Here is a 13,262-nt window from a genome sequence, read left to right on the forward strand (position 1 = left end):
AAGCGGTCCGTCAGCAGACATTGACGTTGACTGACACGACGCCTTCGCGAGCAAGCCCGCTCCCACAGGGAATGCGCTCGAAAGACCAGGCCCTGTTCAACTGAACGGGGCCTTTGTGCGTAAAAAGAATGCTTCTCGACAACGCCACGGCATAATGCGCGGCGTGATGAATCAATTTGAACGAACAAGGCGAGCGACGTGTTGAAGAAAACCCTGTTCCAGTTGCACTGGTTTTTCGGCATCAGCGCCGGGCTGGTCCTGGCCCTGATGGGCATCACCGGGGCGACGGTGTCGTTTCAGGATGAAATCCTGAGCACACTCAACCCTTCTGTGTTGCAGGTCGAAAAACAGGTCGCCGGTGTGCTGCCGCCCGCCGAACTGGTGGAGCACATCGAAGCCGTGTCGGGCAAAAAAGTCTCGATGCTCACGGTGGAAACCGACAGTGGCAACGCCGCCAAAGTGTGGTTCACCCCGCCACCGGGTGAACGCCGTGGCGAGATGCGCTACTTCGATCCGTACACTGCCGAATTCCTCGGCGACGCCACCGGCCAGGACTTTTTCGGCCTGATGCTGCAACTGCACCGCTTCCTCGCCATGGGCGACACGGGTCGGCAGATCACCGGCGCGTGCACATTGATGCTGGTGTTCTTCTGTCTGTCCGGCCTGTACCTGCGCTGGCCTCGCCAGTGGAGAAGCTGGCGCGCCTGGCTGACCCTGGACTGGCAGAAAAAGGGCCGCAGCTTCAACTGGGACCTGCACTCGGTGGCCGGTACCTGGTGCCTGGTGTTTTACCTCCTGGCGGCGCTGACCGGGTTGTCCTGGTCCTACGAGTGGTACAACAAGGGCCTTACCCGGTTGCTCTCCGACTCACCGCAGAACGAACGCGTTCGTGGCGCACGCGCCCATGCGCCAAGCGGTCCGGCACCGACGGCCGATTATGTGGCGATGTGGAGCAGCATCTACAGCGCGGCCGGTCCGCATCTCAGTTCCTATAACGTGCGCATGCCGCCAGTTGCCGGCCAACCAGCGACCGTTTACTTCCTGCTGAAAACCTCACCCCACGATCGTGCGCTGAACCAGATCACCCTCGACCCGGCCACCGGCGTGGTCAAACGGGTTGACCGCTACAGCGACAAGAGCCTCAAGGCGCAACTGCTGACCAGCATTTATGCGCTGCACGTCGGCAGTTACTTCGGCATCGTCGGGCGCATCATCCTGACCCTCACCGCGCTGACCATGCCGTTGTTCTTCATCACCGGCTGGTTGTTGTACCTGGATCGTCGTCGCAAAAAACGCCAGGTCAAGGCAGCCCGCAAGGACCTCATGCAAACCGCCAGCGATACGCCGGCGTGGCTGATCGGTTTTGCCAGCCAGAGCGGGTTCGCCGAGCAACTGGCCTGGCAGACCGCAGGGCAGTTGCAGGCCGCGGGCCTGCCGGTGAAAGTGCAGCCGTTGGCGGACGTCAGCGAGCAGGATTTGCGAGACTCGAACAACGCACTGTTCGTCGTCAGTACCTTCGGTGACGGCGAAGCGCCGGACAGCGCCAGGGGGTTCGAACGCAAGGTGCTGGGCCGCACGCCAAGCCTGGAACGCCTGAACTACGCAGTCCTCGGCCTCGGTGACCGGCAGTATCAACACTTCTGCGGATTCGCCAAACGTCTGCACACCTGGCTCGGTGAGCACGGCGGCAAGACCTTGTTCGCGCCGGTGGAAGTCGACAGCGGCGACCCTTACGCCTTGCGCCACTGGCAACAGCAACTGGGCCTGCTGACCGGCCACGCACCCGTCGATACCTGGCAAGCGCCCAGCTACGACAACTGGACCCTGGCCCGTCGTGAACTGCTGAACCCGGACAGCAGCGGATCCCCTGTGTATTTGCTCGGCCTCAGTGCTCCAACCACCAGCAGTTGGCTGGCGGGCGACCTGGTGGAAGTACTGCCGCGCAATTGCCCGTGGGCCATCGAGCATTTCCTCGACGGTCTGGGGATTCACGGTGAGACCAAGGTGCAGCTCAACGGCCTGGAGGAAACCCTCGAACAGGCCCTGGCCAGCCGCCAGTTGCCGGAGAACCGCGCCCATCTGGTCGGCCTGCACGCGCAAGCGCTGGCAGAGGCCCTCGTGCCATTGGCCATGCGCGAATACTCCATTGCGTCGATCCCGGCCGATGGTGTGCTGGAATTGATCGTGCGCCAGGAAGTGCATGCCGATGGCAACCTTGGCGTCGGCTCCGGCTGGTTGACCGAACACGCGCCAGTGGGCAGTTCCATCAGCCTGCGCGTACGGCGCAACAGTGGTTTCCATCTGCCGGCCCAACCGGTGCCGATGATCCTGCTGGGCAATGGCACCGGGCTTGCCGGGTTGCGCAGCCTGCTCAAGGCACGGATTGCCGACGGCCAGCAACGTCACTGGCTGCTGTTTGGCGAGCGCAATCGCGAGCACGACTACTTGTGCCGAAAGGAGCTGGAGGAGTGGCTGATCAATGGTGATCTGGCGCGCCTCGACCTAGCGTTTTCCCGGGACCAGGCTGAAAAGATCTACGTACAGGATCGCCTGCGTGAATCGGCCGACGAGCTGAAGAAATGGTTGGCCGAAGGCGCCGTTATTTACATCTGCGGCAGCCTGCAGGGAATGGCTTCAGGGGTGGACCACGTGCTTAACGAAATGCTTGGCATTGAAGAGGTTGACCGTTTGATTGAGCAAGGTCGATATCGACGGGACGTGTACTGATAAAGCTGAAGTTCAATAAAAGATCGTTCCCATACATGGGAACGATCATATTAATGCCTGGACAAGCGGCAGACTCAAGATGACTTTATTTCATCTTCACCTGCCGATTGATTTTGTTTATTCAACCATGCATCGAACCCTTCAAGTTGTTCGCGGCCTGGGCATTGGACGTTAGAGCAATTGTTATTCAGGCTGCACATGTAGTTGCAGTCTATGGCCCTGGGGAAGCCCCCCTCATCAACGATACATTGATCGCTGGTACCACTTCGGTATCTACCATCTCGATCATTATCTCTACCAAAAAAAACACAAAGTACTGGTCGCCCTCCAGGGCTACTTATGTCGCAATAATAACCACCGACCATCCCCCAATTGCCATTACATAAACCAGCATTGGTTTCATTTGCCTCTGCGCAGGCAGTAAGAAAAAGTGTACAGAAGATCACGCACACAACTGTCTTCCATGATGTTTTTGATTGCCAATTAATGAGTTTCATCAGCGTTCCTCGCTTGAATTCAAGCTTGAAGCATAAATAAGAAACTCACCAAAAAACACCTGCCAGAAATGATAGGTATATATATTAACGGGTCATCAATCGCACAACTCTTAACCTGGCAAGTTCTGTAATCAGCTGAACAATTGACCACTTTTTACATCGACTGCAACTTCTGTTCAAACACACTGACCCCGTCCAGATCGCGCAACACCACACTCAACTCCCCGCTCTGCCCATCGATATTCACCTCGCCAAAAAACTGAAACCCGGCAAACGGCGAGACGTTCTGCGCGGGTGGCGCCTTTTCGAACACCACTTCGGGGCCGAAGGTCTTGTCCAGCGGATTAGGCCCGAAACTGCCTGCATTCAAAGGTCCGGCGACGAACTCCCAGAACGGTTCGAAATCCTGAAACGCCGCCCGATCCGGGTGGTAATGATGGGCCGCGCAGTAATGCACATCCGCAGTCAGGAAGAGGAAATTGCGCACCTTCTGCGCTCGCAGGAAACCGAGCAGTTCGGCGACTTCCAGTTCACGCCCCTGGGCCGGCCCCGGGTCACCGTTGGCCACGGCTTCCCAGCGCGCGACACCGGGGCTGACCTCGCCGTCAGGCACGCCGAGGCCAATGGGCATGTCGGCGGCGATCACTTTCCATTGCGCGTTCGAGGCCTGCATTTCGCGTTTGAGCCAGTCCAGTTGCGCACGCCCGAGGAACGGTTTTTCAGCGCCAAGATTGTCATCGTTGGCGCCGCGATAGCTGCGCATGTCGAGCACGAACACATCGAGCAGCGGCCCGTAGCCCAGCTTGCGATAGATCCGCCCGCCGCCATCGGCGCTCTGCAAGCGCATCGGTGCATACTCGAGCCAGGCCTGGCGTGCGCGGTCCACCAGGCTGTGGATATCTTTGTCCTGGTAACGCGCATCCAGCTGTTTGCCTGGCGACCAGTTGTTCACCACTTCGTGGTCGTCCCATTGCCAGATCTGCGGGACCTCGGCGTTGAAGCGACGGATGTTTTCGTCCATCAGGTTGTAGCGATAGTTGCCGCGATACTCATCAAGGGTTTCGGCGACTTTGCTCTTGGCCTCGGTGGTGATGTTGCGCCATACCCGGCCGCCTTCCGTGGTGAGCTGCGCCGGGATCGGGCCGTCGGCGTAAATGGTGTCGCCGCTGTGGATAAAAAAGTCCGGCAAACGCCGGCGCATTGCTTCGTAGATGCGCATGCCGCCAATGTCCGGGTTGATGCCGAAGCCCTGGCCGACGGTGTCGCCACTCCAGACAAAACGGATGTCACGGCGGGTTTGGGGCACGCTGCGCAAGTGACCGAACCAGGGTTCGCTGGCAACGCCGCTCTGGGCGTCTTCGAACTGCACGCGATAGAAAATCGCCTGGTCGGCGGGCAACCCGGTGAGTTCGACCCGGGCAGTGAAATCGGTGCGCGCATCGGCCAGGGGCGAGACGAATCGTCGAGGGTTGGGAAACAGGCTTCGGGTGTCCCACTCCACCACCATCCGTGCGGGGCGGTCGCAGCGGCTCCAGATGATCGCACGGTCGCCCAGCAGGTCGCCGGACTGCACGCCGTCGGTGAGTTGCGGCCGATCCTTGACCGAAGCGATCACCGCCGGCGCCAGCCCCGGCAGCAGCAATCCGGCGCCGACCGCCTGCATGACACGACGGCGCCCGAGGTTGAAATCGCTCATGGTGTTCTCCCTGAAAAAGGAAAAACTAAAGCATGGACCTATGACCCTGGCATGACACAGATCCCGCCAACACCACAGATCCCTTGTGAGAGCGAGCTTGCTCGCGATGACGGATTCATACTCAACAAATATGTTGGCTGAACGACCGCTATCGCGAGCAAGCTCGCTCCCACAGGGGGGCAGGTGTCAGGCTGTGACGGGTTCTACCGCCAACTCCACATCTTCCGGCCGCTTGACCAGCGCATACACCACCGCCGTCAACAGACTTCCCGCGACAATCGCCAGCAGATACAGCAGTGCATGGTTGATCGCATTCGGGATCGCCAGCACGAACAACCCACCGTGGGGCGCCATCAATTTGCAGCCGAAATACATCGACAACGCACCGGTCAGCGCACCGCCGGCGATGCTCGCCGGAATCACCCGCAACGGATCTTTCGCCGCAAACGGAATCGCCCCTTCGGAAATGAAACACAGCCCCAGCACCAGCGCTGCTTTACCGGCTTCGCGTTCGGTCTGGGCGAACTTGCGTCGGGCAATGAACGTGGCAATGCCCAGGCCAATCGGCGGCACCATGCCGGCGGCCATGGTCGCCGCCATCGGCGCGTAACTCTGCGATGCCAGCAGCCCGACAGAGAACGCATAGGCGGCTTTGTTGATCGGTCCGCCGAGGTCGACGCACATCATCCCTCCCAGCAACACACCCAGCAGAATCGCGTTGGTGGTGCCCATGCTGTCGAGGAAATGCGTGAGGCCGGCGAGCATGCCGGCGACCGGTTTTCCGACCACGTAGATCATCACCAGACCGGTGAACAGACTCGCCAGCAACGGGATGATCAGGATCGGTTTCAGCGCCTCAAGGCTTTGCGGCAAACGCGCATAACGGTTGATCGCCTTGGCCGCATAACCGGCCAGAAAACCGGCAATGATCCCGCCGATAAAGCCTGCGCCCAGGGTGCTCGCCAGCAGACCACCGATCATCCCCGGCGCGAGGCCCGGACGGTCAGCGATGGAATAGGCGATATAGCCTGCCAGCAGCGGCACCATCAGCTTGAACGCGGTGTCGCCACCGATCTGCATCAACGCCGCCGCCAGCGTGCCCTGCTCCTTGAATGCGGTGATGCCAAATACGAACGACAGGGCGATCATCAAGCCGCCGGCCACCACCATCGGCAACATGAATGACACACCGGTCAGCAGGTGTTTATAGGCGCCGGTTTTCTCTGATTTGGCTGGGCCCTTGGCGCTGCTCGAAGCGCTTTCCTGCTGGCCTTCGGCCAAGGCTTTGTTCAAGGTCGCTTCGGCTTGCTTGAGGGCAATGCCAGTGCCACAACGATAGATTTTCTTGCCGGCGAAACGCTCGGTGGCGACTTCGATATCGGCCGCCAGCAGCACCACATCGGCCTCGGCGATCGCTTGCGCGCTCAATGGATTGCGTGCGCCGACCGAGCCCTGGGTTTCCACCTGCAGATCGTAGCCCAGGCGCTTGGCCGCTTGCTGCAAGGCTTCGGCAGCCATGAACGTGTGGGCTACGCCCGTCGGGCACGCGGTGACGGCCACCAGTCGCGGCGTGTTTTGGACAACCGCAATGGGCTCGATGACAGCTTCGCAAGCGGTGTAAACCTGCGCTTCCTGCGCACCGCGCCGCAGCACGGCGTCCACGTCTTGCAGGGCCTGGGCCGGGGTACTCTGGAACACCCGCTTACCGACAAACCGTGACATGTCCACCGGCGCGCTGGTCACCAGCAGCACCCACTCGGCCGCTTCGAGGGTGGCCGCCGACAATTGCTTTTCGGGATGCGCGGCATCGGTGACTTCGACACTGGTGCTCCAGCCCTGACGCTGGGCCGCAGCATCGAGCAACCGGGCACACAGCACACTGGTGACCATGCCGTTCGGGCAGGCCGTAATGATGGCTAACTTCATGACAAACCCTCTTATTGTTCTGTCAGGGGACGCACGCGCACACCCTGTTCGAGCTGCGCCAGTTGCGCCGCATCGCCAATGCCGAATCCGATCTGGGTCACTGCCATCGCGGCAATCGCCGTGGCGGTGCGCAAGGTCTGCTCCGGCGTATCGGCGCTGAGCAAACCGTGGAGCATCCCCGCCAGCAACGAATCACCCGCGCCCACCGTGCTGGCGACGCTGACTTTGGGTGGCGTGGCATGCAGCGCCGAGCCGACGCTGAACCAGTTCACCCCATCGGCACCGTGGGAGATCACCACATGCTCTATACCTTGGGCGTGCAATCGCTCCGCCGCTGTGGCCTGGGCACTGACCGACACGACCTCGCAGTCCAGCACCTCGGCCAGCTCTTCAGTGTTGGGTTTGATCAGCCAGGGTCCCGCTTTCAGCGCTGCGCGCAACGCATCGCCGCTGGTGTCGAGGGCGACGTTCAGACCCAGTTGTTTCAAGCGCAAAATCAACGCCTGCAACCACTGCGCGCTGACGCCCAACGGCAAGCTCCCGGCGACCACCACCGCATCGTGCCCCGGGGCAATCTGCTCCAGTCGATCCATCAAGGCCTGCTGCGCCGCTTCGCTGACCTGCGGCCCCGGCCCGTTGATGTCGGTGATGCGGCCGTCGCTTTCCGCCAGTTTGATGTTGCTGCGGGTTTCCCCGGGAACGCGGATGAAAGCGTCGACAAAACCGCGTTTGGCGAACAGCGTTTCGAACGCTTGCAGGTTGTCTTCGCCAAGGAATCCACTGACGGTCAACTGATGCCCGAGGTCCGCCAGCACTTGCGCCACGTTCACGCCTTTGCCGGCGGCGTGGGTGTGCATCACGTCGCTGCGGTTGACCTGGCCGGCTTCAAGGCGCGGCAACTGCACGGTCAGGTCCAGCGCGGGATTGAGGGTCAGGGTGAGAATCCGGGCCATTACAGGGCCTCCACTAGTGCACGTACTTCATTGGCGCTGCCCACGGCCAAGGCCTGTCGGGCAAGGGTTTGAGTCTGAGTGAAGCCTAGTTCACGAATCCGCGCCTTGACCTCGGCAATGCTGCGAGCCCCAACGCTGAGCTCGTCCACCCCGAGGCCGACCAGCACCGGCACCGCCAGCGGGTCGGCCGCCAGCTCACCGCACACACCGACCCATTTGCCGTGGGCATGGGCTGCGCGCACGGTGATGTCGATCAGTTGCAGCACCGCCGGATGCAAGCCATCGGCCTGGGCCGACAGCGTCGGATGGCCACGGTCGATGGCCAGGGTGTATTGCGTCAGGTCATTGGTACCGACGCTGAAAAAGTCGACCTCCCTGGCAAGCACCGGCGCCAGCAATGCCGCCGACGGCACTTCGATCATAATCCCCAGTTGCAGGTCGGCAACCGGGATTTCCAGGCGTAGACGTTCGGTCATGTCACGGGCCTGGCGCCACTCGTCAACGCTGCCGACCATCGGGAACATGATCCGCAGCGGACGGTTGTCGGCGGCCCGCAGCAAGGCGCGCAGTTGCGCTTCCATGATCTGCGGGCGTTGCAAGGTCAGGCGAATACCGCGCACGCCGAGGAACGGGTTTTCTTCCTGCGCAATCGGCCAGTACGGCAATGGTTTGTCGCCACCGACATCGAGGGTGCGCACCACCAGCGGCCGCCCGGCCAGACCGTCGAGGACACGGCGGTACTCGGCTTCCTGGGTCGCCTCGTCGGGCGCTTGCGGGTGGGCCATGAAAATCAGTTCGGTGCGCAACAGGCCAATGCCTTCGGCGCCCTGCTCCACCGCGCCAGCCACACCGGCGCTTTCACCAATGTTGGCGAACACTTCGACGGCGTGGCCATCGCTGGTCAATGCCGGTTGATGACGCCGCTCAGCTGCTGCCTTCAAGCGTTGCTCGCGGGTATCGCGTTCGGCCGTGGCGCGCTGCAAGGTCGCCGCGTCAGCGTCCACATGCAGACGCCCACGCTGGCCATCGAGCAGCAACGGCGTACCCGGTGCCAGCAGCAACACGCCGGGGCCGGCGCCGACCAGGGCCGGAATACCCAGGGCCCGGGCAACAATCGCACTGTGTGCCGTAGCGCCACCCCGGGCGGTGAGAATCCCCGCCACACGTGCCGGATCGAGACGCGCGACGTCGGACGGACCGACCTCGTCCATCACCAGGATGTACGGCTGATCCGGTTCGCTCGGGGTTTCGATGCCACAGAGCTGCATCAACACCCGACGCCCGATGTCGCGCAAGTCGGCAGCACGCTCGGCGAGCAAGGCGTCCTGCAACGCTTCCTGCTGCCGGGCCGCCGCTTCAATCACAACCATCCACGCCGCCTCGGCGCTTTCGCCCTGCTTGAGGCGCGTGTCGACCTCATCGGTCAGTTCCGGGTCGTCGAGCATCTCTTGGTGGGTGATGAAGATTTCGCGAATGGCTTTGCTTTTGCTGCGCTCGATCAAGCCCTGGATGTCGCGACGCACCTGCGCCAGGGCGAGCTTGAGACGTTCACGCTCGATGGCGGCGGACTCTCCGCGCAACGGGTAATCGATGGCTTGCAGCACTTGAATATGCGCCGGCCCAATGGCGATCCCCGGCGCGGCGGCAATCGCCTGAACCACGCTGCCCGATATCGGGGCGAGGACCACTTCGGCCATATCGGCAACGATTTCGCGTGCCTGGCTGACCGGCGGCAGCGGTTCGACTTCTTCGCCCAGGCCTTCTTCGATGGCGGCCAGCAAGGCCGGCAACGCATCAGCCGCAATGCCCGGCTCGGCGATGATTTCCAGGACCTGCCCGCGACGGGCGCCGAGGCTGAGCAGTTTGCTCAGGCTCTTCACCGACACCGCGCTGTCGTGACCATCGACAATGCGCACGCGGATTTCACCGTCAAAACTCTTTGCCAGTTGCGCGAGGATTTTCGCCGGGCGCGCATGCAAGCCGTGGGCGTTGGCCAACGCAATTCGCGCACTGGGCCAGTCGGCGGGCACTTCACCACCGAGCACCTCGAGGACTTTGCGGCTGCTGGTGGCGTGCCCCAATTCATGACCACGCCCTTCGATCAACAGCGCGCACAGGCGCTCGAGCAGGGCTTGATGGGCCTCACCGAGGCTGGCCAGGCAGAACAGTCCATTAAGGGGTTGGCCGAGGTAACGCAGCGGTTTATCCGGGGTAACGAAGGCCAGGCCGGGGCGCTTCACCGTCTGCTCGCTGTGCAGCCACCACAGGCCATCGCCCAGGGGCAGTGCTTCAACCTGCTGCAGCACGGCGGAGAAACCGTTGCTCACGCAGTCGGCCTGACGCAACAAACGCGCCCCGCGCCAGACCAGCTCCTCGAAATCTTCGGCCGCCACACCGAGGCCGATCATCTGCGCATCCAGCGCCAGTTCCTGCGGCGCGCCTTGCAGCAACTTCAGCAATGCTTCGGCGGACCCGGCGCGGCGCAGGGCCTGGCCCAGGTCCGTCTCGCCGAGGGCGCGGGTGAGCAATTGCAACAGACGCAGGTGTTCATCGGATTTGGCGGCGATACCGATCGCCAGGTAAACGATATGACCGTCGCCCCAGTCCACGCCGTCAGGGAACTGCATCAGGCGCACACCGGTAGTGAACACCTGGTCGCGGGTTTCGGGCGTACCGTGGGGGATGGCAATGCCTTGACCGAGAAAGGTCGAGCCCTGGGCTTCCCGCGCCTGCAATCCGGCGAGATAACCCTCGGCAACCAGGCCGTCGACGACCAGATGCCGGGCCAGCAATTGCAGCGCTGCGGACTTGTCCACAGCCGACTGGCCCATGGAAATCTGCTCTACAGTGAGCTCGAGCATGCTTTCTCCTTTTTGGCGCCTTGGGGCACCAGGTATTGTTTTGAATGAATCAGCTCAGGCGCTTGATCATCGCTTTTGGCGGTTTCACGGCAGAACCGGCCAAAGGCACCTGTAACGTAGAAAATACGCCTGCTGAAACGTTTAATCTAGAATGAATGGCACGTTACTCGATAATGTCCCATCCTTGAAGCCCAACTTGTCGGATGCGTTACGACAATGGTCGCCTGCCTGAATCGGTTAGGATTGACGAAAATGTCGAGGCAACCTCGAAAAAACAAGGAAACAGCGGGTTGAAACTCAGTGATATCGCCCAGTTGGCCGGTGTGTCCGTCACCACCGCCAGCTATGTCATCAATGGCAAGGCCGAACAGCAGCGCATCAGCAGCGCCACCGTCGAACGCGTGCGTGCGGTCGTCGAACAACATGGCTTCACACCTAACCCACAAGCCGCCGGTTTGCGCAGCCGACACACGCGCACGCTGGGGTTCATTCTGCCGGATCTGGAAAACCCCAGTTACGCACGAATTGCCAAATTACTGGAGCAAGGCGCACGGGCCCGGGGTTATCAGTTGCTGATCGCCAGTTCCGACGATGCACCAGACAGCGAACGGCAATTGCTGCAACTGTTCCGCGCCCGGCGCTGCGACGCACTGATCGTTGCCAGTTGCCTGCCGGCTGGCGACGACAGCTATCGCCAGTTGCAGGCCAAGGGCATTCCGATCATCGCCATCGACCGGGTCATGGAACCCGAGCACTTCTGCTCGGTGATCAGCGACGACCGCGAGGCCAGCCTGCAACTGACCCGCAGCCTGCTGGAGCCGCTGCCCAGGCAGATCGCGCTGATCGGCGCCCGCCCGGAGCTGAGCATCAGCCGGGAACGTACCGCAGGCTTCAAAGAGGCCCTCGCCGGATTCAATGGTGAGGTGCTGATCGAAGAAGGTGAATCCTTCAGCCGCGAGTGCGGTAAACAATTGATGGAAGAGCTGCTGCTGCGCCTGGGCCATTTGCCCGATGCACTGGTGACCACATCCTACGTGCTGCTTCAGGGCGTGTTCGATGCGCTGCACGACTTCCCGCTGAAAAACCGCCCGTTGCGCCTCGGCACGTTCGGCGATACCCAGTTGCTGGACTTCCTGCCGCTGCCGGTCAATGCCATGGCCCAGCAACACCAGTTGATCGCCGACAAGGCCCTCGCACTGGCCCTGGCAGCCATCGAGCAGTCGGATTACCGGCCCGGCGTGCAAGCCATCGCACGGACGTTCAAGCAGCGTATTCTCCAGGATTGAACCGTGGAACTGATCGACACCCACACCCATCTGGATTTTCCGGACTTCGACGCCGATCGTCAGGCGCTGCTGGCCGAAAGCCGCGCCCTCGGGGTGCGACGGATCGTGGTGCTGGGGGTTTATCAGGCCAATTGGCAGCGGGTCTGGGAGCTGGTGCAGAGCGACCCCGACCTGCACGCCGCGTTCGGTTTGCATCCGGTGTACCTGGACGATCATCGCCCGCAACACTTGAGCGAACTGGGTGACTGGCTGACACGTCTGGCCGGTCATCGGCAACTGTGCGCAGTAGGCGAGATCGGCCTGGATTACTTCATCGAAACCCTGGACCGCGACCGTCAGCAGGTATTGTTCGATGCACAATTGCAACTGGCGGCGGATTTCGAACTTCCGGCATTGATCCATGTGCGACGTAGCCATGCGGCGGTGATTGCCACGCTCAAACGGTTTCGCCTGAAACGGGCCGGCATCATCCACGCCTTCGCCGGCAGCCTGGAAGAGGCGCGGGAATACATCAAGCTCGGCTTCAAACTCGGCCTTGGCGGCGCCCCGACCTGGCCGCAGGCGCTGCGTATGCACCGCGTGCTCGGCGAACTGCCACTGGATTCGGTGGTGCTGGAAACCGACTCGCCGGACATGGCCCCGGCCATGTTTCCAGGCCAGCGCAACAGCCCGGCACACTTGCCGGCGATCTGCGAGGCACTGGCGCAACGGATGGCGATCAGCCCGGAACAACTGGCGGCTGCCAGCACCGCCAACAGCTGCGCAGTGTTCGGCTGGTAATCAGTCGGCGTGAGCCCTGGCGGCTTCCAGGATCAGCGTCAGGTGCTGGCGTCGGCGGAAGTAACGGACCACCGCGAAGTACACGAATATGGCGATCAGCGAAACATTCAGCTGTTCGATGACGCTGAGCATTCCCAGCCACTCCATCACCAACGCCACCAGCAACGCGGTGCAGACCATCAACCGCAGGCTGGCGCGCAACAGCGAAAAAGAGTCGAGCGACTTGAAGCGCTTGAACTGTTCCGGACAACGTAACCTGAGGTGTTTCTGGCAGTGGGCACAGGCAAACGCTTCATTTATCGCGATGGCGTTAAGTTGCCAGGGTTGAAGCAGCAATGTGCGCCGACAATGCGCACAGCGTCCCAGGACTCCTGATGTTGCAACAGACATAACCAAGTTCCTCCATGAAATAAGCCGCGTCACTCTTCCTTGATTGAAATCCAAAATCCAGCGCACGGTGGGAATCAGGAGGGCTCCCACGCGGAAAGGGATAAAGTATTACGAAACTTTCCGACAGTACACCACAACCTGTCGGA

The 13,262-nt window shown here is 61.6% G+C and carries 9 protein-coding genes; 3 read left to right on the forward strand and 6 right to left on the reverse strand.

What is annotated here, in order from left to right:
- The first annotated feature begins 198 nt into the window (after nucleotides 1-198).
- Nucleotides 199-2,727, forward strand: coding sequence for a PepSY domain-containing protein (locus ABIA48_RS10865; protein WP_429488562.1), 2,529 nt, complete (start codon nucleotides 199-201; stop codon nucleotides 2,725-2,727).
- A 74-nt stretch (nucleotides 2,728-2,801) separates the two neighbouring features.
- On the opposite strand, the gene ABIA48_RS10870 is transcribed toward ABIA48_RS10865, so the two are convergent.
- The 5 genes from ABIA48_RS10870 to ptsP form a co-directional block, all read right to left on the reverse strand.
- The gene (locus ABIA48_RS10870; RefSeq protein ID WP_429488564.1) at nucleotides 2,802-3,224 is read right to left on the reverse strand and encodes a hypothetical protein; all 423 of its coding nucleotides are present in this window, start codon (nucleotides 3,222-3,224) and stop codon (nucleotides 2,802-2,804) included.
- A gap of 154 nt (nucleotides 3,225-3,378) precedes the next feature.
- Complete coding sequence (locus ABIA48_RS10875) at nucleotides 3,379-4,920, reverse strand: alkaline phosphatase D family protein (protein WP_429488566.1); 1,542 nt, start codon at nucleotides 4,918-4,920, stop codon at nucleotides 3,379-3,381.
- 186 nt (nucleotides 4,921-5,106) lie between these two features.
- Complete coding sequence (locus ABIA48_RS10880; RefSeq protein WP_429488568.1) at nucleotides 5,107-6,846, reverse strand: PTS fructose-like transporter subunit IIB; 1,740 nt, start codon at nucleotides 6,844-6,846, stop codon at nucleotides 5,107-5,109.
- Nucleotides 6,847-6,857: 11 nt separating this feature from the next.
- A complete protein-coding gene (gene pfkB, locus ABIA48_RS10885) occupies nucleotides 6,858-7,799 on the reverse strand; it encodes a 1-phosphofructokinase (protein WP_429488570.1) in 942 nt (313 codons plus the stop codon).
- The gene (gene ptsP, locus ABIA48_RS10890) at nucleotides 7,799-10,660 is read right to left on the reverse strand and encodes a phosphoenolpyruvate--protein phosphotransferase (protein ID WP_204929160.1); all 2,862 of its coding nucleotides are present in this window, start codon (nucleotides 10,658-10,660) and stop codon (nucleotides 7,799-7,801) included. The genes pfkB and ptsP overlap by 1 nt, the downstream gene beginning before the upstream one ends.
- 290 nt (nucleotides 10,661-10,950) lie before the next feature.
- Here ptsP and cra point away from each other — a divergent pair, with 290 nt between their 5' ends.
- Nucleotides 10,951-11,946, forward strand: a complete 996-nt coding sequence (gene cra, locus ABIA48_RS10895) for a catabolite repressor/activator (RefSeq protein ID WP_204929159.1) — start codon at nucleotides 10,951-10,953, stop codon at nucleotides 11,944-11,946.
- Between the two features lie 3 nt (nucleotides 11,947-11,949).
- Nucleotides 11,950-12,726 (forward strand): TatD family hydrolase, encoded by a 777-nt coding sequence (locus ABIA48_RS10900; protein ID WP_429488572.1) that lies wholly within the window; start codon nucleotides 11,950-11,952, stop codon nucleotides 12,724-12,726.
- On the opposite strand, the gene ABIA48_RS10905 is transcribed toward ABIA48_RS10900, so the two are convergent.
- Nucleotides 12,727-13,116, reverse strand: a complete 390-nt coding sequence (locus tag ABIA48_RS10905; protein ID WP_429488574.1) for a hypothetical protein — start codon at nucleotides 13,114-13,116, stop codon at nucleotides 12,727-12,729.
- Nucleotides 13,117-13,262 lie beyond the last annotated feature (146 nt).

Origin of the sequence: Pseudomonas sp. S30_BP2TU TE3576 (genome assembly GCF_050436025.1) — a bacterium.
Taxonomy (GTDB): Bacteria; Pseudomonadota; Gammaproteobacteria; order Pseudomonadales; family Pseudomonadaceae; genus Aquipseudomonas.